The sequence below is a fragment of the Actinophytocola algeriensis genome (genome assembly GCF_014203735.1).
GTDB lineage: Bacteria > Actinomycetota > Actinomycetes > Mycobacteriales > Pseudonocardiaceae > Actinophytocola > Actinophytocola algeriensis.
The window spans coordinates 250743-277268 of sequence record NZ_JACHJQ010000002.1 but is presented as its reverse complement, the minus strand read 5'-3'; the positions used below and the strand labels follow the sequence as shown (position 1 = coordinate 277268).

The 26526-nt window shown below is 71.5% G+C and carries 26 protein-coding genes and 1 pseudogene; 9 read left to right on the top strand and 18 right to left on the bottom strand.

Annotated features, from left to right (window positions below):
• Nucleotides 1–114 precede the first annotated feature (114 nt).
• On the top strand, nt 115–954 hold the full coding sequence (locus tag FHR82_RS07580) for an intermediate filament family protein (protein WP_184809578.1): 840 nt from the start codon (nt 115–117) through the stop codon (nt 952–954).
• Here FHR82_RS07580 and FHR82_RS47265 read toward each other — a convergent pair.
• The gene (locus FHR82_RS47265; RefSeq protein ID WP_184809577.1) at nt 935–2257 is read right to left on the bottom strand and encodes a protein kinase domain-containing protein; all 1323 of its coding nucleotides are present in this window, start codon (nt 2255–2257) and stop codon (nt 935–937) included. The two genes, FHR82_RS07580 and FHR82_RS47265, sit on opposite strands and share 20 nt — an antisense overlap.
• Nucleotides 2258–2468: 211 nt before the next feature.
• Between FHR82_RS47265 and FHR82_RS07570 the strand changes: the two genes are divergently transcribed.
• Nucleotides 2469–3221: an SAM-dependent methyltransferase gene (locus FHR82_RS07570; RefSeq protein WP_184809576.1), complete on the top strand. Its 753-nt coding sequence runs from the start codon at nt 2469–2471 to the stop codon at nt 3219–3221.
• A gap of 50 nt (nt 3222–3271) precedes the next feature.
• On the opposite strand, the gene FHR82_RS07565 is transcribed toward FHR82_RS07570, so the two are convergent.
• Both FHR82_RS07565 and FHR82_RS07560 read right to left on the bottom strand, forming a co-directional pair.
• Nucleotides 3272–4318 carry a Gfo/Idh/MocA family protein gene (locus tag FHR82_RS07565; protein ID WP_184809575.1) on the bottom strand — a complete coding sequence of 349 codons (1047 nt, stop codon included), beginning with the start codon at nt 4316–4318 and terminating at the stop codon, nt 3272–3274.
• On the bottom strand, nt 4315–4896 hold the full coding sequence (locus FHR82_RS07560; RefSeq protein ID WP_184809574.1) for a TetR/AcrR family transcriptional regulator: 582 nt from the start codon (nt 4894–4896) through the stop codon (nt 4315–4317). The genes FHR82_RS07565 and FHR82_RS07560 overlap by 4 nt, the downstream gene beginning before the upstream one ends.
• A gap of 77 nt (nt 4897–4973) precedes the next feature.
• Between FHR82_RS07560 and FHR82_RS07555 the strand changes: the two genes are divergently transcribed.
• Nucleotides 4974–6152 carry an FAD-dependent monooxygenase gene (locus tag FHR82_RS07555; protein WP_184809573.1) on the top strand — a complete coding sequence of 393 codons (1179 nt, stop codon included), beginning with the start codon at nt 4974–4976 and terminating at the stop codon, nt 6150–6152.
• Nucleotides 6153–6326: 174 nt separating this feature from the next.
• On the opposite strand, the gene FHR82_RS07550 is transcribed toward FHR82_RS07555, so the two are convergent.
• The 4 genes from FHR82_RS07550 to FHR82_RS45750 all read right to left on the bottom strand — a co-directional run bounded on the left by FHR82_RS07550 (nt 6327) and on the right by FHR82_RS45750 (nt 9225).
• Nucleotides 6327–8189 carry an acyl-CoA dehydrogenase family protein gene (locus FHR82_RS07550; protein ID WP_184809572.1) on the bottom strand — a complete coding sequence of 621 codons (1863 nt, stop codon included), beginning with the start codon at nt 8187–8189 and terminating at the stop codon, nt 6327–6329.
• Between the two features lie 37 nt (nt 8190–8226).
• Complete coding sequence (locus FHR82_RS07545; protein WP_184809571.1) at nt 8227–8811, bottom strand: O-methyltransferase; 585 nt, start codon at nt 8809–8811, stop codon at nt 8227–8229.
• Between the two features lie 18 nt (nt 8812–8829).
• A complete protein-coding gene (locus FHR82_RS07540) occupies nt 8830–8970 on the bottom strand; it encodes a hypothetical protein (RefSeq protein WP_184809570.1) in 141 nt (46 codons plus the stop codon).
• A 129-nt stretch (nt 8971–9099) separates the two neighbouring features.
• Entirely contained in the window at nt 9100–9225 is a 126-nt protein-coding gene (locus FHR82_RS45750; RefSeq protein ID WP_260418003.1) for a hypothetical protein, read from the bottom strand.
• A 20-nt stretch (nt 9226–9245) separates the two neighbouring features.
• Here FHR82_RS45750 and FHR82_RS07535 point away from each other — a divergent pair, with 20 nt between their 5' ends.
• Nucleotides 9246–10010, top strand: a complete 765-nt coding sequence (locus FHR82_RS07535) for an endo alpha-1,4 polygalactosaminidase (protein ID WP_311770945.1) — start codon at nt 9246–9248, stop codon at nt 10008–10010.
• On the opposite strand, the gene FHR82_RS07530 is transcribed toward FHR82_RS07535, so the two are convergent.
• Entirely contained in the window at nt 10007–10882 is an 876-nt protein-coding gene (locus tag FHR82_RS07530) for a methyltransferase domain-containing protein (RefSeq protein WP_184809569.1), read from the bottom strand. The two genes, FHR82_RS07535 and FHR82_RS07530, sit on opposite strands and share 4 nt — an antisense overlap.
• A gap of 74 nt (nt 10883–10956) precedes the next feature.
• On the opposite strand from FHR82_RS07530, the gene FHR82_RS07525 reads away from it, so the two are divergent.
• Both FHR82_RS07525 and FHR82_RS07520 read left to right on the top strand, forming a co-directional pair.
• Nucleotides 10957–11865 (top strand): EamA family transporter, encoded by a 909-nt coding sequence (locus tag FHR82_RS07525; RefSeq protein ID WP_184809568.1) that lies wholly within the window; start codon nt 10957–10959, stop codon nt 11863–11865.
• A gap of 531 nt (nt 11866–12396) precedes the next feature.
• Nucleotides 12397–13476, top strand: coding sequence for a hypothetical protein (locus FHR82_RS07520; RefSeq protein ID WP_184809567.1), 1080 nt, complete (start codon nt 12397–12399; stop codon nt 13474–13476).
• Between the two features lie 3 nt (nt 13477–13479).
• Here the strand turns inward: FHR82_RS07520 and FHR82_RS07515 are convergent, their stop codons facing one another.
• Nucleotides 13480–13929, bottom strand: a complete 450-nt coding sequence (locus FHR82_RS07515; protein ID WP_184809566.1) for a GNAT family N-acetyltransferase — start codon at nt 13927–13929, stop codon at nt 13480–13482.
• 255 nt (nt 13930–14184) lie between these two features.
• On the opposite strand from FHR82_RS07515, the gene FHR82_RS47260 reads away from it, so the two are divergent.
• Both FHR82_RS47260 and FHR82_RS45740 read left to right on the top strand, forming a co-directional pair.
• A complete protein-coding gene (locus FHR82_RS47260) occupies nt 14185–15261 on the top strand; it encodes a GNAT family N-acetyltransferase (RefSeq protein ID WP_184809565.1) in 1077 nt (358 codons plus the stop codon).
• Nucleotides 15261–16337, top strand: a pseudogene (locus FHR82_RS45740) (MFS transporter); the annotation flags it as partial. The gene FHR82_RS47260 and the pseudogene FHR82_RS45740, both read left to right, overlap by 1 nt.
• A 25-nt stretch (nt 16338–16362) precedes the next feature.
• On the opposite strand, the gene FHR82_RS07505 reads toward FHR82_RS45740, so the two are convergent.
• The 9 genes from FHR82_RS07505 to FHR82_RS07465 form a co-directional block, all read right to left on the bottom strand.
• On the bottom strand, nt 16363–17286 hold the full coding sequence (locus FHR82_RS07505) for a DMT family transporter (protein WP_184809564.1): 924 nt from the start codon (nt 17284–17286) through the stop codon (nt 16363–16365).
• 10 nt (nt 17287–17296) lie between these two features.
• Nucleotides 17297–18337: a M20/M25/M40 family metallo-hydrolase gene (locus FHR82_RS07500; RefSeq protein WP_221463551.1), complete on the bottom strand. Its 1041-nt coding sequence runs from the start codon at nt 18335–18337 to the stop codon at nt 17297–17299.
• Nucleotides 18321–19229 (bottom strand): [LysW]-aminoadipate kinase, encoded by a 909-nt coding sequence (locus FHR82_RS07495; RefSeq protein ID WP_184809563.1) that lies wholly within the window; start codon nt 19227–19229, stop codon nt 18321–18323. Before FHR82_RS07495 ends, FHR82_RS07500 begins: the two co-directional genes overlap by 17 nt.
• A complete protein-coding gene (argC, locus tag FHR82_RS07490; RefSeq protein WP_184809562.1) occupies nt 19150–20172 on the bottom strand; it encodes an N-acetyl-gamma-glutamyl-phosphate reductase in 1023 nt (340 codons plus the stop codon). Before argC ends, FHR82_RS07495 begins: the two co-directional genes overlap by 80 nt.
• 122 nt (nt 20173–20294) lie before the next feature.
• On the bottom strand, nt 20295–21191 hold the full coding sequence (gene lysX, locus FHR82_RS07485; protein WP_221463550.1) for a lysine biosynthesis protein LysX: 897 nt from the start codon (nt 21189–21191) through the stop codon (nt 20295–20297).
• Nucleotides 21192–21193: 2 nt separating this feature from the next.
• Nucleotides 21194–21373, bottom strand: a complete 180-nt coding sequence (locus tag FHR82_RS07480; RefSeq protein WP_184809561.1) for a lysine biosynthesis protein LysW — start codon at nt 21371–21373, stop codon at nt 21194–21196.
• Nucleotides 21374–21388: 15 nt separating this feature from the next.
• Nucleotides 21389–22360, bottom strand: coding sequence for a transketolase family protein (locus tag FHR82_RS07475; RefSeq protein WP_184809560.1), 972 nt, complete (start codon nt 22358–22360; stop codon nt 21389–21391).
• Between the two features lie 40 nt (nt 22361–22400).
• Entirely contained in the window at nt 22401–23249 is an 849-nt protein-coding gene (locus tag FHR82_RS07470) for a transketolase (protein ID WP_184809559.1), read from the bottom strand.
• A complete protein-coding gene (locus tag FHR82_RS07465; RefSeq protein WP_184809558.1) occupies nt 23246–24616 on the bottom strand; it encodes a DegT/DnrJ/EryC1/StrS family aminotransferase in 1371 nt (456 codons plus the stop codon). The genes FHR82_RS07470 and FHR82_RS07465 overlap by 4 nt, the downstream gene beginning before the upstream one ends.
• A 374-nt stretch (nt 24617–24990) precedes the next feature.
• On the opposite strand from FHR82_RS07465, the gene FHR82_RS07460 reads away from it, so the two are divergent.
• Entirely contained in the window at nt 24991–26526 is a 1536-nt protein-coding gene (locus FHR82_RS07460; RefSeq protein WP_184809557.1) for a tryptophan halogenase family protein, read from the top strand.

Below are 26526 nucleotides of genomic sequence, written 5' to 3'. Positions count from 1 at the left end.
CCACCAACCGCCTGCGGTCCTCGGGTGTCGCTGGGTCGGGACCAACACTTTTAAGTGCGGGGAGGCGGGCCAGCCCCCTGGTCGATCATGGGGCCGGGTCGCTACCGTTGCTCCATGGCGGGACGGGTCTGGTCGTGGCTCCTCGATTTCGCACCGGTGCAGGAGGCGGTGCGTGGTCAGGTGCGAGCCGCTGTCGAACGCGTCATGGACGACACCGAGGAAGCCCAGTCCCGCCAGCGCAAACGCCACCGCGACGCACTCGGCCGCGGTGAGCGCGAGCTGACGGAGCTGCGGACCAAGGTCGCCGAACTGATGGCGGCCAACACCGACCTGCTGGGCAGCAACACGTCGCTGCGTGGCGAGGTCGCGGAGCTGACGGAGGCTGCGGAGCGGGAGGTCGCCGAACGCGAGGAGTTCGCGCACCGGCTCCTGCGCGAACAGGAGACCGCCGTCGAACGAGAGTGGCAGGGCGCGGTCACCGACGTGTTCTGCTGCCAGTCCTGCTGGGCGTTCTGGTTCCTGTCCACCTCGCCCGACCGGACCAGCTGCACGGTCCGTGGCCCGTTCGGCAGGCACGACGCCGCGTGCGGGGTGTGCTCGGAGCCGCTGGTGGCGTTGCCCGCCGCGAAGAGCGTGGTGCTGCGCAAGGGCGCGGAGGACCGGGTCAGCAGGCCGGTGCTCGACGACGAGCCGCACTCGGACATCGCGGTGGCGAACGCGGAGCTGGCGGCGGTGGCCGAGGGGCTGGGGCGGCTGCCGAAGGTCCCGAGCCGCACCGCCGCGTGGATCGCGACCGACCTCAGGGGGTTGCCGGACCTGCCCGCGAAGGTCCTCGGCGACATCGCGAGCCGCACCACGATGCCGGTGCCGATCGACGGGATCGTGGCGGGCCTCCGCGCGTTCGTCGAGGTCGGTGTGCCGAAGAAGTCCTCGGTCACGGCTCCTGGCAGCTGACCGGCGGCACCCGTGGGTCGTCCCCGGAGCCGTTGAAACCGAACTCCGTCGACCCGCCTGCCGGCACGGTGACGTTCCACGACTCGTTGGTGACGGTCACGTCGTCGCCGTCGCGGGCGAGCCTGCCCGCCCACAGGCCGCCGATGTCCTCCCCGTCCGGCAGGGTCCAGCGCACCTGCCAGCCGGTCAGCGTGCGCTCGCCGTCGTTGCGGACGACCACCCGCACCTGGTGGCCACCCGGCCACGAGTTGGTGATCTCGTACGCGGCGACACAACCCTCCGGCACGGTGGTGGTGGTCGTCGTCGGCGTGGTGGTGCTCCCGGCCGCACCGGGTGTGTCGTCGTCACCGAGCACCAGCCCCAGCGCGATCCCCGCGGCCACCAGCGCGACGGCCGTGACCCCGACGACCGCGTTCCGCCGCGACACCCGGCGCGGTGGTGAGGACGGCAGCAGCAGTGTCGGGTTGCGCGGTGGCGGGACGGGCACCGCCCCGCCCTGGGCGGCGGCCGCGAGCGCCTCGTGCGCGACCCGCATCGTCGGCCGTTCGGCGGGATCGCGGCGCAACAGCCACAGCAACAGGTCCGTGAGCGGCCCGGCCCTGCGCGGTGGCACCAGCGGATCGCGGGCCACCTTGTGCAGCAGGGCGATCGCGTTGTCCTCCAACCCGAACGGCGGCGTGCCCTCGATCGCCGCGTACAGGGTGGCGCCGAGGGAGTAGACGTCCGAGCGGGTGTCGGCCTCCGCGCCGCCCGCGATCTCCGGCGCCAGGTAGGCGGGGGTGCCCGCGAGGATCCCGGTCGCGGTCACCGCGGCGAGACCCGCGGCCCTGGACACCCCGAAGTCGGTGATCTTCGCGGTGCCGTCGGTCGTCAGCAACACGTTGTCCGGCTTGACGTCCCGGTGCACCACCCCGTTCGCGTGTGCCGCCGCGAGAGCCGCCGCGACCTGCGCGCCGATCGCCGCCACCTGCGCGGGCGGCAGGCCACCCCGCGTGGCCGTGACCTCGGCGAGGCTCGCGGACTTCAGGTACTCCATGACGAGGCACGGCCGCCCGCCGTAGGTGATGACGTCGTGCACCGCGATCGCGTTCGGATGCCGCAACCGGGCGGCGATCCGGCCTTCCCGCATGGCCCGCTTGGTGACGTCGCCGCCGCCCTCGTCCGTGCCTTCCGGCCGCAGCTCCTTGATCGCGACGTCCCGGTCGAGCCGCTCGTCCCGGGCCAGCCACACGATCCCCATCGCCCCACGCCCGACAAGCGAAACGACGCGGTAGCGCCCGGCGACCACCTCACCCGGTTCCACCGCGCCACGCTAGCGCGCCACGGGTTTCCGCGACACTGGTCAGTCCGGTGCCCGAACTCCCCCCGACCGTCCACCAGCGGGTAGCCGTCCTGGTTCGGATCGTCACATTCGGGACCTGAGTTTCGCATGACCGGGGTGGCGGCGGGAACCCTCCCACCCCCTGTCTCCGACTATGAGGCTGGGACCGCCTGCGCTGGGGAACGGGAGTGGCATGCATTGGTACGAGGACGAGGATCTGTGGATCGACTTCGCGTCGGTGATGTTTCCGGAGCTGACCGGGCACGCCACCGACGAGTCGGTCGCCGCGTCCCCGTTGTTGCAGGTCCGGCCCGGGATGCGGGTGCTGGACATCGCGTGCGGGCCCGCCGTCTACGTGGTGGCGCTCGCGCGGCGGGGGGCCGAGGTGACGGGGGTGGACCTGAGCCCCGCGATGCTCGCCAGAGCGCGGGCCGAGTGTGACCGCGCCGGGGTGACCGCGTGGTTCGTGCGGGCCGACATGCGAGAACACGTCGAGCCCGGTGCCTACGACCTGGTGTTGTCCACGCACACCTCGTTCGGCTACTTCACCGGGCCCGGGGACAACTTGACGGTGCTGCGCAACGCCCACGCGAGCCTCACCCCGGGCGGCACCCTGCTCGTCGACGTGCTCGGCAAGGAGGTCGTCGCCGGGCGGGTGGGCAGGCGCGGGGCGATCGACATCGCCGAGGACTCCGGCGGTGGCACGGTCTTCACGCGTGACACGATCCTCGACGACTGGACCCGCCTGCGCACCGACTGGACCCTCGTCCGCGGCTCGTCGGCCCGGCACGCGTCGATCGTCTGGTCGCTCTACAGCGCCGCCGAGCTGCGGTCGCTGTTCGAGATCGCAGGGTTCGTCGACGTCGAGTGCTTCGGCGGGTTCGACGGCTCGCCCTACGACAACCACTCGCGACGGCTCGTCGTGCGCGGGGTGCGGGGAGACTGACCTCTCACACGCGCGGCCGTGCGAGTGCTGGTGGTGCGCCCGGGGAGCGCTCAGTGCCAGGGCTCGGCCGCGACCCTGGCGACCGCGTCGTTGTCGGCCGCCTCCTCGACGGCGAGCGCGATGCGGTGGTCCTGGAGCCCGTCGGCGAGCGGGTAGGGCGGCGGGCCGTAGCCGGTGGCCCACGCGGCGGTGTCGGTGAGGAGGGTCGCGATCGCGATCTCCTCGTCGTTCCACCGCTGTCCCTGGTACGGGTTGCGGTAGAGCACGTCGGCACCGCACGTGATGTGGTCGGTGTCGAAGCCGTCGAGGTCCAGGTCGTACCCGGTCTGGCGGCGCACCAGCGGGGTGCGGACGATCGTGCGGTCGGCCGCGAGGCGGACCACGTCGTCGTCCCGCAGCTCACCGGTGGTGCCGCGAGCCAGCATCCGGCGGTTCACAACCTGGTTGTGCCACTGGTTGTCCGTGAAGTCGTAGACGCCGAACCCGCCGCCGGAGAACGTGATCGTCGCGATCGTGGTCGTCGCCTGCCGGACCTCGGCCGGATCGGCCCACCCGTCGCGGGACAGCGGATCGACCAGAGGCGCGGTCGTCCGCACGGCCCGCACCTCCGCGGGCCCGCACCCGACACCGAGCAGCGTCCTGATCAACGAGACGGCGTGGTACTGGTGCGTCGACGACACGTCGGCCCGCGTCGGTGTCCCGATGGCCCCCGACCGCACGAGCGCGAGCCGCGCCGCGTGGGCCGGCATCCGCGTGTACTGCTCGGCGACCTGCACCAGCCCGCTCGCGCCGACGGCCGTCCACAGTGCGCGCAGCCGGTCGAGGTCGGGCGCGGGTGGGGTCTCCGCGAGCACCCGCACACCCCGCTCGACCAGCGACACCACGAGCGACGGCGTCACCTCCCACGGCACCGCCGTGACCACGAAGTGCGGCCTGCTCACGGCGAGGCACTCGTCGAGCGACAGGTACACGGGCACCGGCAGCTCCTTGGGTGCCCGCGACACCACCCCGACGCAGTCGACCCCGTCCAGCGCGGCGGCCAGCCGCCAGAAGTACTCCGCCCGCCACCCGGAACCGACGATCGCGAACCTGGTCATGAGGTGAGCCTGCCGGACAGGGACAGCAGCGCGTCAGTCAGGTTCTCGGCCGTCGGGGCGTTCTCGGGGTCGAGGATCCACTGCACGAGCACCCCCGACATCAGTGCGAGCTGCAGTGAGCCGATGGAACGGACATCCTTCTCGTCCAGTTCGGACTCCGGCACCCCGACCAGGCCGGCCGCGAGACCGCTGCGGCCCTCGCGGAGCGCGGCGACCATCAGCTCGCGGACCTTCGGGTTGTGCTCGGCCTCGACCGCGGCCTCGACCGACGCGAGCCACAGCCGCCGGTGGGCGCCGTAGGACTCGATCGCCTTGCGCCAGAACGCCTCGTAGCGTTCCCGGGGGGTGGCGTCCGGGTCCAGGCTCGCCAGCACGGCGCCCGCCATCTCGCCGCCCCACTCGTCCATGGCCTGCACGAACGCCGCGGTGAGCAGTGCCTCCCGGGAGCCGAAGTGGTACCCGATGGCGGCGTGGTTGACGCCGGCGGCCGCGGCGATGTCGCGAACCGTGGTGCGTGCCCAGCCCTTCTCCTTCAGGCACTCCAGTGCCCCTGCGAGGAGGTCCTCCCGGTTTCCCATGCGCGTGAGCATAGCCAACCACCTGGTTTATCCACTTGGATTGACCAAGTGGATAAACCTGTCGTACCGTTCCCGGCATGACCAGATCGGTTCTCATCTCCGGCGCGGGCATCGCAGGCCCGTCGCTCGCGTCCTGGCTCGGCAGGCTCGGCGACCACGTCACGGTCGTCGAGCAGGCGGCGGGGCCCCGCACCAGCGGTTCGGCCGTCGACTTCCGCGGTGACCAGCTCGCCCTGCTCACGCGCATGGGTGTGCTGGAGAAGATCCGCGCCCGGCAGACCGGCATGGGCGACCAGGTGATCGTCGACGCGGCGGGGCGGCGGCGGTCGGCGTACCCGGCGGCGGTGTTCAGCGGCGAGGTGGAGATCGACCGCGCGGACCTCGCCGAGATCCTCCACGACCACAGCGCCCCGTACGCCGAGTACGTGTTCGGCGACCGCATCACCGGGCTGGCCCAGCACGCGGACGGCGTGGACGTGACGTTCGCCCGTGGCGCGGCCCGCCGGTACGACCTGGTGGTCGGCGCGGACGGCCTGCACTCCGGCGTGCGCACGCTGACCTTCGGCGACGGGTTCCGCCACCACCTCGGCTACTACGCGGCCGCGTTCGCGGTGCCGAACACGTTCGGCCTCGACCACTCCGGCGTGATCCACAACGCGCCGGGCCGATGCGTCGGCGTGGCGAGCGCCCGGGACACGAGCCAGGCCATCGTGACGCTGATGTTCGCCGCGCCGGAGGAGGCTTACGGGCGCGGGGACGTCGACGCGCAGAAGTCGTTGCTGGCGAAGCACTTCGCGGACGTCGGCTGGCGCACCCCCGAGCTGCTGGCGGCGCTGCGCGACGCGGAGGACCTGTACTTCGCGCCACTGAGCCAGATCCACCTCGACCGCTGGTCGTCGGGCCGGGTGGTCCTGCTCGGCGACGCCGCGTGGTGCGCGGGCCCGGGCGGCAACGGCACCGGCCACGCGATGCTCGGCGCGTACACCCTGGCGGGCGAGCTGGCGTCGGCGGACCACGAGACGGCGTTCGCCCGCTACGAGGAGATCATGCGCCCGCCGGTGGAGAAGTCCCAGAAGTTCGCCGCGGGCGCGGGGAAGTTCCTCGTGCCGCCGACGGAGGGCAGGATCCGCCGTCGCAACGCCACCTACCGCCTGCTGTCCTCCCGGCCCATGACCGGCGTGCTGAGCTGGCTGAGCAGCCGTACCGCGAAAACCGGCGAGCCGACCGACTACCCGCTGCCCGCCGTCACGGGATGAGTCCCGGGCGTGGCCCGGTGTCATGAAGGGGCCCTTCATCGCACCGGGCGTGACGAAGGGGTCCTTCATCACGGTGAGCGCAACGAAGGGGCCCTTCGTCACACCGGGTGTTACGAAGGGCCCCTTCATCGCTGCTGTCTCGACGGCGTCCTTCAGGACACGTGCACAGCCAAGCTATCCGAGCGAGGTCACCACATACTGCTCCGGAATGGCGAACGCATCCACCAACGTCCGAGCATGCGGCCGCAACTCCTTGCACAGAGCGCCAACCTCGGCCACCACCTTCTTGGCGACCGGCGGCGTCAACCGCCCGTGCTCCAGGAACCACCCACGATCAGCCTCGATGTTCGACAGCACATGGAGATCGCAAACCCGCTCCAGCAACGCCCTCGCGGACGAGTCCGCACACCGCTCGATCGCCGACACGAACGCTTCCAGCACAAGCCGGTCGATGTGCACCCGCCCGGCGAGCAACACGTGGTCCTGCGCGTCGTTGAAGACATCGAACGGGTCGCGGTCCGAAGAAGCCGCGGCCCGCAGCCGTCGCGCGAGACCGGCGAGTACGTGCTGTTCCCGGTCGGCGAACAGATCCCGCTGCCACTGCCGGTCGAACAGCGAGGGACTGCCGAGTTTCGGGGCGGGCCACCGTTCCAGCACGGCCCCCATCAACTGCTCGGCCACCAGCCGCGCCGTGGCGAGCGGGCTGAGGTCGGCGAAGTTGTCGCGGTAGTCGGTCAGCAGCCCCTTCGCCACCAGCTGCAGCAACACCGTGTTGTCACCCTCGAACGTGGTGAACACGTCCGTGTCCGCCTTCAGCCCTGGCAGCAGGTTCTCCGCGAGGTACCCGGCGCCACCGCACGCCTCCCGCACGGCCTGGATCGTGGCCGTCGCATGCCACGTCGCGACCGCCTTGATCCCCGCCGCACGTGACTCGAGCACGCGTTGCGCGCGTTCGTCCGGCGAGGACGACGTGTGCACCTCGTGCAGCATCGTGACCAGTTCTTCCTGCGCGAAGTGCAGGGCGTACGTCGTCGCGAGCGCGGGCAGCAGCTTGCGCTGGTGGGCCAGGTAGTCGAGCAGCACGATCTCCTCGTCACCGCCCGGCCGGGCGAACTGGCGCCGGGTCTCCGCGCGGCGGACCCCGATCGTCAGCGCCCGTTGCGTCGCACTGCCCGCGCTGCCCGCCACGCTGACCCGGCCACGCACCAGCGCACCGAGCATCGTGAAGAACCTGCGGCCGTCCGACTCGATCGGGCTCGAGTACGTCCCGTCCGGAGCGACGTCCGCGTACCGGTTCAGCAGCGCCTCCCTCGGCACCCGCACCCCGCTGAACCACAGCCGCCCGTTGTCGACGCCGTTCAGCCCGGCCTTCGGGCCGCAGTCCTCGATCCGCACCCCGGGCATCGGCCTGCCTGCCTCGTCGCGGATCGGCACCAGGAACGCGTGCACACCATAGGACCGGTCGCCGATGACCAGCTGCGCGAACACCACGGCCATCCGCCCGTCCCGGGCCGCGTTCCCGATGTAGTCCTTGCGGGCGTCGTCGTCCGGGGTGTCGAGCACGAACTCGCCGTCGCGGAACGTGGCCGTGGTGCGCAGGTGCTGGACGTCCGAGCCGTGCCCGGACTCCGTCATCGCGAAGCAGCCCGGCACGTCGAGCGACATGATGCCGGGCAGGTAGCGCTCGTGGTGGCGGCGCGTGCCGAGCATCTGCACCGCGCCGCCGAACAGTCCCCATTGGACACCGGCCTTGACCATCAGCGACAGGTCGCCGTAGCCGAGCAGCTGGAACGACACCACCGAGCCACCGACGTCGCCCGCACCGCCGTACTCGCGGTCGAACCCGAGCTTCGGGTGCCCGGCGGCGACCAGCTCGCGCAGCTGCTCGAACACCTGGGCGCGGTGCGTCTCGCGGTCGAGGTCGTAGGAGTCGGCGAGCTTCGTCGCGGTCATCCGGTCCCGCAGCCTGCCGCGCAGCTCGGCCCACCGTCCATCGAGGACGGCCGTGAGCGCGCCAGCGTCCACCTGTGAGGTCATGGCTCATCAATACCCCAGCACGGCACCGACCACACTTTCAACGCTTGAGCGCCACCAGCTCACCCTTGCCGACGGTGATCGTGGTGACGGTCAGCGCGGGGTCGGCGCGGAGCAGCTCCTCGACCGGCGCGATCTCGTCCGGGTGGGACAGCGCGTTGTCCGCCACCAGCACACCGCCGGCCCGCAGCACCCGTACCGGGTGCGGCCACCACGCCGGGTACTCGGTGCGCTCCGCGTCGAGGAACAGCAGGTCCACCGAGCCGTCGGGCAGCGCGGCCAGCGCCTCGCCGCCGTCCGCGACGCGGAAGTCGACCAGGTCGGTCAGCCCCGCCGCCGACGTGGTGCGGCGGGCGTCGTCCTGCGCGGCCGGGTCCGTGTCGTAGGTGGTCACGGTTCCGCCGGTGGTGCGGGCGGCGTCGGCGAGCCACAGCGTCGACACACCGCGCGAGGTGCCGATCTCCACGATCGAGCGGGCGCCGACGGACTGCGCGAGGAACCACAGGAAGCGGCCCGCGTCCGGTTCGAGGACCCGCCAGCGGTCGAGGCGGTTCGCCAGACCCGCGTCGTGCCGCTCGGCCTGCTCGGTCAGCCGTTCGATGACCGTCGTGACGACCTCGTCCATGCCTCCGATCGTGGCACGTCACCCGGCCAGCACGGTTATGGCGGCGGTCACGTACACGCAGCCGCCGAGCACGACGGCCACTCCGGCCACCCCCGGGATCACCGCGGACCACCGGCGGCTGTGGCGGCCGAACGTGTCCGCGCCCTTGACGGTCTGCACGGCGACGGCAGCAGCCCACCTGACACCGCGAGCGCCACCAGCCAGAACACCGCGCCGCGGTGAACAGCGCGCGGTCGGGGGTGGCCGTGTCGGCCGTCGGCACCGTCCGGTACGCCTCGTTCAGATCCGTCAGCGCGCCGAGCCGGATGTCCACTTCGGACACCGCCGTTCGACGAGACCGCCCAGCGCCTCCCGCACCTGTTCCGCGGACAACCCGGTGTCGGTCGCCAGCTCCACGAGATCCCAGCCGGACACTGGCCGGTAGGGTGACCCAGGTGGTCCGCGCACTGCTCGTCCTCGCGCTGCTCGCCGCCTGTGCCCCGGCGGAGGACCCGATCCCGCTGCCGCCGCCGCACGCCCCGTGGGACTACCAGATCGGGGGCGCCTACCCACCGACTGACGGTGTCGAGGTGGTGGTCCGCGACCACGGCGCCGAGCCGGTCCCCGGGCTCTACAACGTCTGCTACGTCAACGCGTTCCAGGCCCAGCCGGGTGCGGAGCAGGAGTGGGGTGACCTGCTGCTCCGCGACGCCGACGGCGAGATCGTGTACGACGAGGACTGGGGCGAGGCGCTGCTCGACACCAGCACCGGCCGCGACGACATCGCCGCCAGGGTGAACGCCTGGATCGACGAGTGCGCGGACAAGGGCTTCCAGGCCGTCGAACCGGACAACTACGACTCGTTCACCCGCGCCCCGGACGGCCTCCTGAGTGCCGAGGACAACCAGGCGCTGATCCGCCTGCTGTCCGCGCACGCCCACTCCCTCGGCCTGGCGATCGCGCAGAAGAACACCGCCGAGCTGGCCGAGCGGCGCACGGCGAACGGCCTCGACTTCGCGGTTGTCGAGGAGTGCGGCTACCACGACAGCGAATGCGGTACCTACACCGAGGCGTTCGGCGACCACGTCGTGGTCGTCGAGTACGCACAGGAGGGTAGGGACCGGGCCTGTGCCGGGTGGGGGGACGAGCTGAGCATCGTGCTCCGCGACGTCGACGTGTCCACCCCGGACGACGACGGGTACGTGTACGGAACCTGCTAGGCGTCGCCCTTGGCGGTCAGCAGGAACGCGGGCGAGGACCAGTAGTCGTACAGCGGCTCGATCATCACCTCGGTGTAGCCGCACGCGGTGAGCTGTGCCGCCCACGCCGTCGCGGGCTGCTCCCACGTGTTGCGGGTCGCGCCCGGGGTGAGCTGGCCGGTCAGCACCGGCATCAGGAACCCCTGCGCCACCAGGTCGCGGTCGGTGCCGTACTCGGCGAGGCCCTGCTCGTACGTGTCCGCCAGGAACGTCAGGTGTGCCGTGCTCCCCACGGGATGGTCCGGCACGTCGAACTCCGCGATCGCCAGGCGGGACACGTGCCCGCGCAACGCCGTCAGCACCCGCGAGCGCTCGTCGGGTGGCAGCGTGTGCAGCGCGAAGGTCGACTCGGCGAGGTCGAACCGGCCGGCCATGGCCGAGACGAACGACGCGGCGTCGGTGTTGTGCGCCGTGGCACCGGCGAGCCGGGCGACCGCGTCGTCGAGCAGCGCCCGCGACGGTTCCACCAGCGTCACCGCCACGTCCCGGCCCTCGGCCGCGGGCACGACCGCCCTGCCGTCGCCGCAGCCGATGTCGACCAGCGAGGCGACGTCGTGCCGGTCGTACTGCTCGGCGAGTGCCGAGGAGACCGCCTCGTACAGCCCGACGTTGCCACCGCCGCGGATGAATGCCGTGAACGCGGCGGGCTGGTCGTACACGTGCCCGTCGGCGGCGGTGTCGGTGGCGGCGGTGTCGTTGCCGGTGGCGGCCAGGTGGGTGCGCAGGGCGGCGTTCAGCAGCGGCCGCGTCACCCCGCCATCGAGTGCCGTCCGCGCGCCGGTCACGTCCCCGTTCGTCAGCGCACGCAGCGCCGCGACTTCATTCCCCGCCATGGGGAAACCCTACCGGGTCCCACGATCTGGAAAGCCCGGCGACGACTGTCGGTGGTCTCCCGGAGGATGCGGCCATGACCACGATGCATGTCGACCGGGTGGGGCCCGACCCGATCCCGCGCGACGGGTTGGTCGCGCTCGCCGGGCGGGCGATCGGGGCGGTGCCGCCGCCGGCGCAGGTGCTGGCCGGGATCCTCAGCGTGCAGGTCGGCGCGGCGCTCGCCAAGCAGCTGTTCGGCGCGGTCGGCAGCGCGGGGACCGTCGCGCTGCGGCTGTTCTTCGCCGCGGTGGTGCTGCTCGTGGTCTGGCGGCCGTCGTTCCGGCTCGGCAGGACCGCGTGGCAGGTGGTCATCGGGTACGGGCTGGTGCTCGGCGCCATGAACCTGTGCTTCTACCTGGCGATCGCGAAGATCCCGCTCGGCATCGCCGTCACCATCGAGTTCCTCGGACCGCTCGCCGTGGCGCTCGCCGGGTCCCGCCGCTGGCTCGACGGCCTGTGGGCGCTGCTCGCCGCGGGCGGGGTGGTGCTGCTGACCGAGGGCCGTGGCGACCTCCACCTGGCCGGCATCCTGTTCGCGCTGGGCGCGGCCGTCTGCTGGGCGAGCTACATCCTGCTCAGCGCGGCGCTCGGCAAGCGGACCGACGACGGCGGCGGTCTCGCGCTCGCCATGGCGCTCGCCGCGATCGTCGTCGCGCCGGTCGGCATCGTCGACAGCGGCACCGCGCTGCTCGAGCCGTGGGTGCTGATCGTCGGGCTCGGCGTCGCGTTGCTGTCGTCGGTCATCCCGTACTCGCTGGAACTCGAGGCGCTGCGCAAGATCCCGCCACGCGTGTTCGGGGTCCTGATGAGCCTGGAACCCGGGGTCGCCGCGCTCGTGGGACTCGTCGTGCTCGGCGAGATCCTCGGCCCGGTCCAGTGGGTGGCGGTGCTCCTCGTCGTCGCGGCCTCCGCGGGCGCGACCAGGACGGCGCGGGACACGTAGTACCTGGCGCGCGGGTTCGGCACCCGGCCCGCCGCGGTATGACGCCGGGCGGCACCTTTGTGCACGCTGCGTGTCAGTGCGCCCGATCCGGTGAAGAATGGTGGCCGGGACAGGCCCCTCCGCAACAAGTCACCCGCCCCGGCCGTTACCGACGAGCCTGGACCACCAGACACTCGCCCCGGTCCGGGAAGTAGACCGCACCGCCGACGCCCCGCACAGCCCACCGGACCACTCCGGACGGCCGCCACCTGCCCCGATGCCAACGACATCCACTGTGATCCGCAGGGCCACGGCCTGGTGGCGGTGTCGGCGCCCGAACGGTTCCGGATGTCCCGCCCGGACGTTCCCGGACGGGGTTGCCCGGCATTCACCCGGCCGACCAGCCCGGCCCGGTTCCGGTTGCGGGGGTCCGGTGGCTGCGATTGGGTCTGCGCAGCACGCCACCGCGTTCGGCTCCGTGACGGCCGCAACCCCAGAGCCCGCGGGCGGCGCTTCTCCTCAGCAGCCTGGACCAGCCCGGAAGGAAACGACGTGTCGCACCACCCGAACCCCCTCCCCGCGACCAGAGCCGAACTCGTCGGTCTGGACCAGCCGACGCAGGCGTACCTCCGCCAGCTGGCCCAGGTGGTCGACCAGCCCGCACCGCCGGAACTGATGGCGCGCCGCCGCCGCGCATTACACGCGATGGTCGAGTTCATGCTGCCCGACTCCCGGCCGATCCTCGGCGTCAAGCGCCCGGCCACCGAGGCGGAGTACATGGCACTGGTCAGGGCCATGGCCGCCAGGGCGGGCATGTCGTTCAACGCGATCGCGAAGGCGACGGAGGACACCGAGGGCGTCGACGGCGTGCCGAAGAGCACCGTGCACGACGTCCTGTCCAGGGACCGCCTCCCACGGCGCGAGGGTCAGCTGCGGGCGTTGCTCGCGGTGCTCATCACGGCGAACCACGGGAACGACGGCGACCTGGAGGCCCTGCTCGAGCTGCGGGCGCGGCTGCTGTCCGCACGCATCGACCGGACCGGGCCCGGCGGTGACGGCGAACCGGCCGGCCGACCCGGCGCGAACGGCGTCCGGACACCGTCCATGGGGTTCCAGGTCGACATCGTCGACTTCGGCAGGCGGCGGGAACACGCGCAGGAGGACCTCGAACGGCGGCTGCGCACACTGGTACGGGACGTCCTGGGCCGTACCGGGCTCGACTGCGCGGGGCTGACCTGCCTCGGTGACGGGGCGCGGGTCGTCCTGTCACCGCACACCGATCCCACCGACGCCCTCGCGGCGGTGCTGACCACCACGTCGAGCGCGCTGACCGACGACAACCACCGGTTCCGCGACCGCATGCGCCTGCGGATGGCGCTCGACTTCGGACTCGCGCGCCGCACCGAGCACGGGCTCGTCGGCAACCTCCTCATCGACCTGAGGCGGCTCATCGACAGCCCCGTGATCCGCGATGCGGTGACCGGCCACCCGCGCTGGGACCTCGTCGCCCTGGTCTCCAACCGGCTCCACGACCTCGTGAAGCCCGAGCAGCTGGTGTTCGAGTGCGTCAAGGTCGAGAGCAAGGAGTACTTCTCGTCCGGGTGGTTGTGGCTGCCCGGCGACGTCGGGTGACCGTCAACCCCGCTCGCCGGTGCCGTGGCGGCCGAACATCTCCATGTTGCGGCCCTTGCGTTCCATGTACGTGCCATCCGGTTCGGCGAACCCGAACGGCCGGTACAGGGCGTGGGCGTCGAGGGTGTGCAGCATCCACCGGAAGTACGGGCCCGGTCCCTCCTCGATCATGGCGTGCACGAGTGCCTTGCCGACGCCGTGCCCGCGCGCCTCCTCGACCACGAACACGTCGGCGAGGTAGGCCTGCGCCTCCCCGTCGGACACCGCACGTGCGTACCCGACCATCGCGCCGTCCTCGGCGCGGTAGGCGGCCACGACCCGCCACGCGCCCGCCAGCTGCCGTTCCACCTTCGCCCGGTCGCGGAACTGCCCCCAGTACGCCTTCGTGGACAGGAACTCCCACAGGACGTCCAGGTCGACCCGGTCCCGGTTGTCGTCGATCTCGTACTCCACGCCCTAGTCCGCCTCCCCGGATTTGACAGTGTTGGTCCCGACCCAGCGTCACCCTCGGACAACAGGCGGTTGGTGGCTGGGTGCCGTCACGTTCCCCTGAGGTATCTGCTGATCTGGCACAGACTTCCACAAAGATCCAAAAGGACACGCTCTAGATCGGCGGTGGGGGTGCGCTCAAGCGTGATACGGGATCGCGGTTACCGGCCGCCGATACGTTCGTGACCGTTGTCAGCTCGGCGCGAGCGGGGGTGCGGTGTGACGGTCACCGACACGGGACGGATCGATACGGCGTACGACTGGACGGTGTCCGACCGGGTGCCCGACGAGGTGGCGGCCAGTTGCCTGTACGACTCGGCGGCCTGGCTGCGCGGGTGGGAGCGGATCGGCATCGAGCAGCGCACCCGGCACGCGTACGTGCGCGCGGGCAGCGGTGCCGCCACTGACGTGCTGCCGCTGTACGAGACCACGATGTCCCCGTTCTGGCACGGCTACGAGCTGCAGTGCGAACTCTCCGGCCGGTTCGGCAACCCGATCGTCTTCGCGGGCTCGCCGTACTCGATGTACGGCAAGCGCGGCCCGATCGCCGCGCCGCTGGTCCAGGGCGCGTACGCGACCGCGATGGACTGGATCCACGGCGGCGCCGCCGACGTGCTCGTCGTGCCGAACGTGACGACCGAGGGCGTCGACAGCTGGCTGGCCGCGGCCGGCCCGCCCACCGGCACGGTCCACTTGGAACGGACGTACGCGATCGACGTCGACGGCACGTTCACCGACCACATGTACCGCATCGACAACAAGATCCGCCGCGACGTCGAGCGGCGGCTGCGGCGCGGCGAGGAGCGCGGCCTGCGGGTGCGGATGGTCGAAGGCGACGAGGCGCACGCGCTCGTGCCCGCCGCGTTCCCGCTGACCGTCGACACGAGCGACAAGAACTCCTGGCCCGCGCTGTTCGACGAGGCGGCGCTGCACGGCATGCTCGACATCCCGGGCGCACTGCTGTCGGCGGCGACGGTCGGCGACCGGCTGGTCGGCGTGTTCTTCGGGTTCCGCCGTGGCGACGAGGTCACGTTCATGTGCGGTGGCGTGGACTACAAGAGCCTCCGCGAGTACAGCACGTACATCGCGCTGATGTACCGGTCGACGCAGTGGGCGTACGAGAACGGCATGCGGCGCATCGAGTGGGGCCGCGACAACTACCGGTTCAAGGAACGGCACGGTCTCGCCCCCACCGAGCTGTGGGCGCTGGTGTACGCGCCGTCCGGGGGACCGGAACTGGCGTTGGCCCTGCGCGGCATGCACGCGGTGCTGCACGCCTACATCGAGGGCGCGTGATGGGCGCCGGCCGGCGCAGGGCGCTGCTGTTGCTGGTGGCGGTCATCAGCGTCAACGCGTCCTACACGGTGCTGATCCCGTTCGTGCCCGACCTCGAGGAGCGGGTCGGCGCGGGGCCGGGGACCATCGCGCTGGTGTTCGCGCTGTTCGCCGCGGCGAAGGCGCTGTTCCAGCCGCTCGGCGGCTGGTGGGTGGACCGGTGGCGCCCGCGCGCGGTGGCGTGCGTGGCACTCAACATCGCCGCGGCCGGCATCGTGCTGACGGCGTTCGCGGACGACGCGGTGACCCTGCTCGTCGGCCGGTTCGTGTGGGGCATCGGCGAAGGCCTCGTGACGCCGGCCCTCTACGCGGGGATGTCGGCGCTGTGCAAGCGGTACGACATCGCCGCGGGCCGCATGATGGGCAACTTCGGCTCCGCCGCGGTGGCGGGTTTCCTGCTGGGACCGCTGGTCGCGGGAGTGGCGGCGCCGTTCGGGTTGGCGGCGTTGTTCGTCGCGGGCGCGGTGCTGACGTCACTGACCGCCTTCGGGCTGCTGTACGCGATCCCGGACACGGTCGTGGAACCGGCCGCGCCCGCCGACGCCGGCGGCCGGAACCGGTGGTGGGCGTGGGTGCTGGTGCTGGGGGTGCTGGACCTGTTCACGCACCTCGTGTACACCTCGCTCGAGCCACTGCTGCCGCTGTACCTGAGCGGTGCGGCGGAAGGCTCGGCCCGCGGTGCGATCTCGGTGGTGTTCGTGGTGGGCCTCGCGACGTCGGCGGTCAGCATGTGGGCGCTGGGGCGCTACACCGAACGGTTCGGGCTGGTGCCGATGATCGGTACCGGGCTCGCCATCCTCGGCGTCGGCCTGGCGGCGATGGCGGTGAGCGCGTCGGTGGTCCCGGTCGCGGCGGCGTTCGTGGTGGTGATGGTCGGCTACGCGATCCTGTTCCTCACGGCCCGGCGGGGGATCGTGGAGCTGAAGTCCGCCGCCGACAGCCAGGGGACGGCGTTCGGGTTGTTCGGTCTCGTGTCGGATGTGGGCAACGTGCTGGGGCCGGTGGCGGGCGTGGTGCTGTACGAGCTGACCGGCCGGACGTCGTTCATCCTCCTTGGCGCGCTCAGCGGGTTGCTGGTGGTCGTGCTGGCTTCGCAGGCTCCTCGCTGGCGGCGCCACTTCCCGATCGCAGCTGCGACAGCAGCAGCCCCACCAGCACGATCAGGCCACCGAGCAGAGTCGTCAGCGTCAGAGGTTCGTCCAGCAGCGTGACGCCGCCCGCCACGCTCACCACCGGGTACAGGTTCAGCAGCAACCCCGCCCTCGGCCCCGGCACCCGCGACAGCCCGAAGTTCCACAGCAGCATCCCCACGAGGTTGGGGCCAAGGCCGTACAGGAACAGCACCAGCCACCCCGTCGCGTCCAGGGACGTCGACAACATCCCCGGCGCACAGATCACCAGCAGGGGCACGGTGCCGATCCACATCGTCACCGCGCTCACCCGCAGCGCGCCGTACCGCCGCACGAGCGGGCCCACCGCCACCGAGTACGCGCCCCACATGAACGCGCCGAGCAGCACCAGAGCCGCGCCGCCGAACATCGAGGCCGACACCGCGAGGCCGTTGCCCACGCTCAAGGTCACCACCCCGGCGAACGCCACCGCCAGGCCCCACGCCAGTGGCGCCGTCAGCCGGTGTTTCAGCACCACGACCGACAGCAGCGCGATCCACAGCGGCTCCGTCGACAGCAGGATCCCGGCGAACCCGGCGTGGACGTCGCGGATGCCGAGGGTCATCGGCACGTTGTAGCCGACCACGCCGACGATTCCGCACGCCGCGAGCAGCCACCACGACCGGCGGTGCCACTCCGCGGTCCCGAGCCGCAGCCAGGGCAGCACCGGCAGGTACGCCAGGGAACAGAGCGCGAACCGGATGCCGAGCACCCCGAGCGGGTCGGCGTTGAGCACGAGGTAGCGGGTCGCGACCGGTGCCAGGCCCCACAGGACGACCGCCACCAGGATGGCGGCGAACGCTACGCGGGACGGCACCGGGCCAACACTACCGCCGCAGTTCGCCCGCCAGGTGGTTCAGCGCGTCGCGCAGCACCTCGATGGCCGTGCGGTACTCGGTCAGGGAAATGTGCTCGTCGTCCGTGTGGTCCAGTGCCGAGTCGCCGGGCCCGTACACCGCCATCGGCACCTGCCAGCGCGGTTCGACGATGTTCAGGTCCGCCGTGCCGGTCTTCAGCTTGAGCGTCGGCCGGGCGCCCCTGGCGCGGATACCCGCGCACAGCGCGCGGACGGCGGCGCCGCGGTGGTCGACCCGCACCCCCGGCGTGCGGTCGTCGATCTTCAGCACGCCGTCGCGGGTGACCCCGGTCAGGTACTCCTCGAACGCGGGCAGGTCGAACCCGGGTGGGGTGCGCACCGAGATCACCAGCTGGGCGGACGTGATGTCACCGGACAGCTCGTTGAGTGTCGCGATAGGACGGTCGAACGCCTTCTCGCTCGTCGTGACCGACGTGCAGTACGCCACCACGTCCTGCCAGAACGCGACCGCCGCCTCGCTCGCCTTCTCCTCCGGGCTCGCGGTGTGCACCGACGGCCGGGACACGCTGTAGCGCAGCATGATCCGGCCCTTGTAACCGATGCCGACCCCGGCCCAGCCGTTCGGTTCGCCCACGAACCCGGCCGCCGGGCGGAAGCACTCGGCGAGGTGCGTGGCGCCGCGCCCGTACGTCTCCTCCTCGACCACCCCGGCCACGACGTACTGCACGCCCTCGACGTCCGCCGACGCCGCCGCGCAGATCATCGTCGCCAGTGGACCCTTCGCGTCGACGGTGCCGCGGCCGTACAGCAGGTCGCCGTCGCGGCGGGGCGCCGGGCCGCCCGGCACGGTGTCCATGTGCCCGGTCAGCAGGACCATCGGCGCGTCCCGGTCACCTCGGCGGCCGATCGCGTTCCCCGCCTCGTCGAGGTGCGTCTCGAACCCCCACTCCCGCATCTCCTCGACGAGGAACCGCGCGAGCGCGTCCTCGTTCCCGGAGACCGACGGGATGCCGGCCATCCGTGTCAGCAGGTCCTCAGCTCGCCTCGACACAGTGCTCCTTCACGAACCTGGTCCCGGCGCCCGCACACGCGGTCAGCACGGGGGAGTCCACCCGCCCGTCGGCGAGGACGACATGCCGGACGCCGTCGCGGCACGCCTGCGCCGCGGCACGCACCTTGACCTTCATCCGCCCGTCGGCCACCGCGAGGTGGTCGTCGAGCGCGTCGACCGGCACCTCGGGCACCAGGCTCGCCGGGTCGTGCCGGTCGGCCAGCAGGCCGGGCACGTCCGACAGCACGACCAGCCAGTCGGCCGACAGCGCCACCGCGAGCGCGGCGGCGAACCGGTCGGCGTCCACGTTCAGCGTCCCGCCGCCTGCGCCGAGCGCGGGCGGCGAGACCACCGGTGTGAACCCGCCGCCGAGCAACGTCACGAGGACCGCCGGGTCGACGGACGAGATCCGGCCTGCCAGGTCGTCCCGCACCACCACCTCGACACCGTCGACGGTGGCACGCGCGGGTTTGTTGCGCACCGCCGTGACCAGCCCACCGTCCACACCGGACAGCCCGACCGCGCGGACCCCCAGGCCGGTCAACGCCGCAACCAGGTCGGGCTTGACCCGGCCGAGGATGCCGAGCCGCAGCACGTCCAGCGCGGCCGCGTCGGTGTACCGGCTACGGCGGCCACCGCGCCCGGTGAGATAGCGGGGCGGGCGGCCCAGCTCGGCGCCGACCCGGTCGGCGGCCGCGCCGCCGCCGTGCACGACCACGACCTCGGCACCGCCGCCGACCAGCGTGTGGAGGTCGCCGCACGCCGAGGTGATGTCCGCGTCGAGTGAGCCACCGAGCTTGACGACGTACCGGTCAGACCGGGTGGAGCCCGATGAAGTCGAGCCCGCTGGTCTCGTCCCACCCGGCCGCGATGTTGAGGCACTGGACGGCATTCCCCGCACCCCCCTTGACGAGGTTGTCGATCGCGGCCACCACGACGAGGTGCTCGCCGCCCTCGTCGAGCGAGAGGCCGATGTCGCAGAAGTTCGTGCCGGACAACAGCTTCGGCTCCGGCATCCGGTGCAGCGCGGACCGCTCCCGCACCAGCCGCACGAACGGCTCGTGCCGGTAGGCGTCGCGGTAGACCGCCCAGACGTCCCGCTCGGTCGTGGGGTTCCGCAGCATGACGTGGCAGACGACCTGCACGCCGCGCACGGCCTCGACCGCGGTCACCGACATGTACACCGGCACCCCGCACGCCTGGATGATCTCCGCCATGTGCCGGTGGCCGTGCGGTTTCGCCATCCGCAGCACACCGCTGCGCTCGGGGTGGTGGCTGCCCTCGTCGGGCACCCGGCCCCCGCCGGACGAACCGGTGCGCGCGTCGACCAGCGTCGTGCCCGCGACCAGCCCGGCCGCGGCGAGCGGGTGCAGTGCGAGGATCGCCGCGTTCGCCATGCAGCCCGCGACCGCGATGTGCGTCGCGTCGCGCAGGTCGTCGCGGTGCAGCTCCGGGATGCCGGTGCGGAACCGCGCGAGCCACTCCTGGTCGGGCACGCCGCCGGGGTAGTAGCGCTCGCGCAGGTCGGTGCTGTGGATGCGGTGGTCGGCGGACAGGTCGACGATCCGGGGTGCGAGCGCGGACCACCGGTCGATCTCCTTCATCGCGGCGCCGTGCGGCACGGCGAGGAACACGACGTCGGTCTCGCCGACCTCGTCGTCCTGGGTGAAGGTGAGGTTGGTGCGGCCGCGCAGGTTCGGGTGCGCGGTTCGCAGTGGACGGCCCGCGTACCTGGTCGACGTGACGTACGCCAGCTCCACCTCGGGATGGCCCAGCAGGAGGCGCACCAGCTCACCGCCGATGTACCCGCTGCCCCCGACGACAGTCGCCCTCATCTCGCCGCCCCCTCGCAGGCTCCGTGGCGGCGCTGTGTTCGATGATTCGCTTCGCAAGCTCCGCTCATCTCGCCGCCCCCTCGCAAGCTCCGCTCATCTCGCTGCCCCCTCGCAAGCTCCGCTCATGCCGCTGCCTCCACCAGGTCGGTCGGGCTGTTGCGGTCGACGTGGTCGACGACCAGGTCGGCGATGTCCACCTCGGCCACCGCCGCGAGGCCGTGGAACTCCATGGTGTGGTTGACCTCCGTCACCAGCAGCTCGCCGCCGGCGCGTTCGAGCAGGTCCACGGCGAGGATGCCGCCACCCACCGCCGCCGCGGCACGCAGCGCGAGCGACCGCAGCTCGTCGGTCACCGCGCACACGGCGGTGGTCGCACCGCGCGCGGTGTTCGTGATCCAGTGGTCGGAGCGCCGGTAGACCGCGGCGACGACCTCGTCGCCGATGACGATCACGCGGAGGTCGCGGTCGGGCTTGTCGACGTACTCCTGGACGTAGTAGACGTTGTGGATCGGGGACCTGAGCGACTGCTTGTGCTCGATCAGGGTCTCGGCGGCGTCCCGGTCGTTCACCTTGGACAGCAGCCGCCCCCACGACCCGACCGCGGGCTTCAGCACCGCCGGGTAACCCACCCGCTCGATCGCCTCGATCGCCGCGTCCGGGGTCACCGCCAGCACCGTCTCGGGGTGCGGGAGACCCGCGCGCACGAGTGCCAGCGAGGTCAGGATCTTGTCGCCGCAGACGTCCACCACCCCGCTCGGGTTGAACACGCGGTGGCCGGTCGCCTCGAAGATCCGGGTGGCGTAGACGCTGCGGGTGTGCGACATGATCCGGTTCAGCACACCCCGGTAGCGCACGGCGCCGGGCGCGCCCAGCCGGTGGACCAGCGTCCGGTCGTCCACCTGGACGTACGGGAGCCCGCGCCGCTCGAGGGCGGCGAAGATCAGCCGCTCCTCGAGCCGCGTGCGGGTCGTCAGGACCGCGAGGGAACCTCGGTGGTTCGCTCCGCGAGCGCCGCTCACGCCTACTCCCCGAAGTCTTCCTCGATGTCGGGCGCCAGCGCGTACTCGACCGGGTCGACGCCGATGACCTCGAGCTCGGCCTGGCAGCCCGGGCACTCGACGATCGACGTCACCCGCACGTCGTCCGCTGACGGCACGGCTTCCGTGCAGTCGGGACAGGTGCTCACCGCGGCGGTTGTCATTGCCTTCTCCCTTTGTCAATCCCAGATGGACGTGCACAGTGGACTGATCGACAGTGCGGCGGCCACCACGTGTGCCGTGGACACCCCGGCCGCCGCGAGCTGCTCGGTGTGGGTGCCGGGGCGGGCGCAGAAGCTGTCCGCGATGCCGACCCTGCGCACCGGCACCGGACGGTGCTCGGCGAGCACCTCGGCGACCGCACCACCCACACCACCGAGCACCGAGTGGTCCTCGACGGTCACGATGCCCGCGGTCTGCTCCGCGGCCGCCACGAGCGCGGCCACGTCGAGCGGCTTGATCGTGTGCAGGTTCAGCACCCGCGCGCCGACGCCCCCCGCGGCGAGGTCGTCGGCCGCCTCCAGCGCGAACCGCACCGGCAGCGCACCGGCGGCGACGATCGTCACGTCGTCGCCCGCCCGCAGCTCCACGGCCTTCCCGATGGTGAGGTCGGTGCCGACGGCGTCATCGCCCGCGTACACGGGTTCGATGGGATTGCGGCCGAGGCGCAGGTACACCGGCCCTGGCAGGTAGGCCGCGGCGGTGACCAGGCGGACGGTCTCGTACGCGTCCGCCGGTGTCAGCACGGTCATGTTCGGCAGCGTCCGCATGGCCGCGAGGTCGGACTGCGCGTGGTGCGTCGGCCCGTAGTGCGCGGCGGAGAACCCGGCGTGCGTGGCGACGATCCGCACCGGCAGGCCGTGGTAGGCGATGTCGAGCTTCACCTGTTCCAGCGCACGCGCGGACGCGAACGCCGCCATCGTGTTGGCGAACGGCAGGATCCCGGTGCTCGCCAGCGCGGCCGCGATCGACATCAGGTTGGCTTCCGCGATGCCGACGTCGACGTACTGGTCGGGCAGTTCGGCCTGGAACTGCTTCTCCAGGCCGCCCATGTCCGAGTCCAGGCACCAGATCCGGGTGTCCGCGCGGGCGAGGTCGACCAGCGCCGCGCGGTAGGCGGCGCGGTCGGACTCCGGCAGGGCCGTGGTCACGCCGCCCCCTCGCCGGTCGCCGACCGCCGGCAAGCTCCGCTCATGCGGCCGCTCGCAACGCCGTGACGGCCCGCTCGTACGCCTCGGGGCCGAGCTTCGCGAAGTGGCTCTGCTTGCGGTGCTGCAGGTGCCGCACGCCGCGGCCCTTCACGGTGTCCGCGATGAGCACGGCCGGACCGCCCGCCGAGGGCGGGGTGCGCAGCGCGGGCACGAGCTGCGCGAAGTCATGACCGTCCACCTCGGACGTCTGCCAGCCGAACGCGCGCCACTTGTCGGCCAGCGGTTCGAGCCGCAGCCGGTCCTCCGTGGACCCGCTGATCTGCAGCCGGTTCCGGTCGACGATCGCGGTGAGGTTGTCCAGCTCGTGGTGGGCGGCGGCCATCGCGGCCTCCCACACCGAGCCTTCCTGCAGCTCGCCGTCGCCCATGAGCACGAACACCCGCTTGTCGCGGCCCGCGCGTTTGGCGGCCAGTGCGAGCCCGGCGCCGAGGGCGAGCCCGTGCCCGAGCGAGCCGGTGGCGAACTCGACACCAGGTACCGCGGGCGTGGGGTGCGCCATCAGCCTGCCGCCGGCGCGGCCGTAGGTGCCGAGCTCCTCGACGGGGAAGAACCCGCACTCGGCGAGCGTCGCGTACAGGGCGGCCGACGCGTGCCCCTTGCTGAGGATGAAGTGGTCGCGGTCCGGCCAGCCCGGCTCGTCCGGCCGCACCCGCAGCACCTCGCGGTACAGCGCGACGAGGATGTCCACAGCGGACAGTGAGCCGCCGACGTGTGTGCCGACCGCGCCCGCGCCCATCGCGAGGATGTGTTCCCGCACGGCGAGCGCGGTCCGGTGTAAGCCGACCAGGTCGCCGACCGGCGACGGCTCGGCGAGTGCCTCGACGCTCATGCCGCCTTCGCCTCCGTGTTCGCTTCGGGGAGCCGCGGCCCGTTCGGCACGGAGTGCCACGGTGGCTCGTACGGCATGGCCCGCGCGAACTTGCCGACACGGTCCAGGTTGTCCCAGACCCGCTCGAACGCGGTGGCGTACTCGGCGAGCGCCGGCCCGGCTTCCGGGTTGAGGTGCATCCGGCGCAGGCACAGCGAGTCCTCGATCACCTGGCAGGTCACCGGGTAGTCGGCGAGGTCGTAGCGCTGCGGGTTCGTGCCCGGCAGCGACCAGGGAAGCCCGTTGCCGTAGGCGTTCTGGTCCTGGAACACGGGCTGCCCTGGGAGCGGGATGATCTGGTAGTGCGTGAGCGGCACCCCTTCGGCGAGCAGCGCACGGCGCAGAGCGGCGCGGAACCGGCCGGGGGAGACCCCGTCGAGCCCGGCGGCCCGGGGGTCGAACCGGAAGCGCAGCATGTGCCACATGTGGGTGCGGTCGTCGGGCACGGTCGGCACGACGATGCCGGGCAGCTGCGCCAGCCGGTCGACGAAGACGGGCGTGTTGGCGTCCCGCTTGTGCTGGTAGTCCCAGAACCGCGCCAGTTGTGAGCGCGTGAACGCGGCCAGCACCGACGAGAGCTTGAGGTTGGAACCCCGGGTGGCGGACACGTACAGGCGTTCCTCAGTGGACAGATCCTCGCCGAGGATGCGCAGACTGCGGATCCGCTCGGCGACGTCCTCGCGGTCGGTGACGACCAGGCCGCCCTCGCCGCAGGTGGGGATGCTCTTCTCCACGTTGAGGCTGAAGACCGCCGCGTCACCGATCGAGCCACAGGTACGGCCGCGGTAGGTGCCGCCCTGGGCCTGGACGGCGTCCTCGACGACAAGCAGGTCGTACTTCTTCGCCAGCGCGAGGATCTCGTCCATCTCGGCGGGCAACCCGCCGAGGTGCACCGGCACGATCGCGCGGGTCCGGTTGGTGATCTTCTCCTCGATCCTGGTCACGTCGATGTTGAACGTGACGGGGTCGATGTCCACGAACACCGGTACCGCCAACGAGTACAGCGGTGCCATCGCCGTGGCGACATAGCTGAGCGCCGGAACGATCACCTCGTCCCCAGGGCCCAGTCCCAAAGCCGCGAGTGCCAGTTCGAGCGCGACAGTGCCACTGTTCACGGAGACGGCGTGGCGCGTGTCGCAGAACTCGGCCCATTCCCGCTCCAGACCGTGGATCTCGGCCTCGTTCTTCGCGCCCACGGTGAACTTCCGGCTGTCGAGCACCCGCCCGACCGCCTCCCGATCGGCGTCGGTCACCACCGGCCACTCGAGCCTGCGGTACGCAGCCCGCACCGCGGGCTTTCCGCCGAACATCGCCAGATCCGCCTTCATGACACTCCTCACCACGAGCCTCACGTCCAGTCAAAGGTAGGAATCCGGACTCTCATTGCGGTTTCCCTCCACTCGTGCGGGAGGGTTCCTGACGATCTCGGGATTCGAGCGTGGTGCGAGTGGTGGGTTGCCGGGCCGCGGATGGTCGATCCGGATTTGCCGGTGGCGCCGGCTCTCGTTCCGGATGTTCGGTGTGGACGTATACCGCGCCGCGTGAAAACGATCATTGTGCCCGCCGGAAGTGCTGGTCAGGATACGTGCGGTAATCCGATCGCTACGCGCCGTACGACAAACAGCCTATTTACACCCTGGATATCCTCGGAGCGTTGTTCAATGACTACACAGTGTGCACTTGATGGCGAGGAGAGCCCTGCATGATCCGATCCGTTGTGATCGTCGGCGGAGGTACGGCCGGGTGGATGACGGCCAGCTACCTCAAAGCCGCCTTCGCGGACCGAATCGACGTGACCTTGATCGAGTCGGTGCGGGTGTCCCGCATCGGGGTCGGCGAGGCGACGTTCAGCACCCTGCGACACTTCTTCGACTACCTCGGCCTCGACGAGCGGGAATGGCTTCCGCGCTGTGCTGGCGGGTACAAACTCGGTATCCGGTTCGAGAACTGGAGCACTCCGGGGTCGTACTTCTACCACCCGTTCGAACGGTTACGCACCGTGGACGGCTTCAGCCTCGCCGACTGGTGGCTCGCCGGGGACCGGGCAGAGCCGTTCGACCAGGCCTGCTACCTCACCCACGCGTTGTGCGAGGCCAAACGCGCGCCCCGCATGCTCGACGGCGGGCTGTTCGCCGCGGAACTGGACGGCTCGCTCGGGCGGTCCACGCTCGCCGAGCAGCGTTCGCAGTTCCCGTACGCGTACCACTTCGACGCCGACGAGGTCGCCCGTTACCTCTCCGAGTACGGCACGGCCCGCGGCGTGAAGCACGTCCGCGCCGACGTGGAAGCCGTCGCGCAGGACGAGAAGGGCTGGATCACCCACGTCCGCACCGCGGAGCACGGCGACCTCACCGGTGACCTGTTCATCGACTGCACCGGGTTCCGCGGCCTGCTGATCAACCAGGCCATGGGCGGGGAGTTCCAGTCCTTCGCCGACGTGCTGCCCAACAACCGGGCCGTCGCGTTGCGGGTGCCGCGCGAGGACGCGACCGAGATGAGCCCGTACACGACCGCCACCGCCATGAGCGCCGGGTGGATGTGGACGATCCCGCTGTTCCGCCGCAACGGCAACGGGTACGTGTACTCAGACGCGTTCGCCACCCCCGAGGAGGCCGAGCGGGAGCTGCGGGCGGCGATCGCGCCGGACCGGGACGACCTCGAGGCCAACCACATCCGGATGCGGATCGGGCGCAACAAGGAGACGTGGATCGGCAACTGCGTCGCGATCGGGTTGTCGGCGGCGTTCGTCGAACCGCTGGAGTCGACCGGGATCTTCTTCATCCAGAACGCGATCGAGCAGCTGGTCAAGCACTTCCCCGACGAGAACTGGGAGCCGCGGCTGCGGCAGGACTACAACAACCGCATGGCGCACATGGTCGACGGCGTCAAGGAGTTCCTGGTCCTGCACTACAAGTCCGCGCAGCGCGAGGACACCCCGTACTGGAAGGAAGCGAAGATCCGCACCATGCCGGACGCCCTGGCGGAGCGGATCGAGCTGGCCACGTCGCACCTGCTCGACGAACAGACCGTCTACCCGTACTTCCACGGGTTCGAGACGTACTCGTGGAACACGATGAACCTCGGGCTCGGCGTGGTGCCGCCAGGGGCGCGGCCCGCACTGCGGCACATGGATCCCGCCCGGGCACACGCGGAGTTCGCGCGTGTCAAGGAGGAGGGCCGCCGGCTCGTCGCCGCGCTCCCCAGCTGCTACGAGTACCTAGCCAGCATCAACGACTGA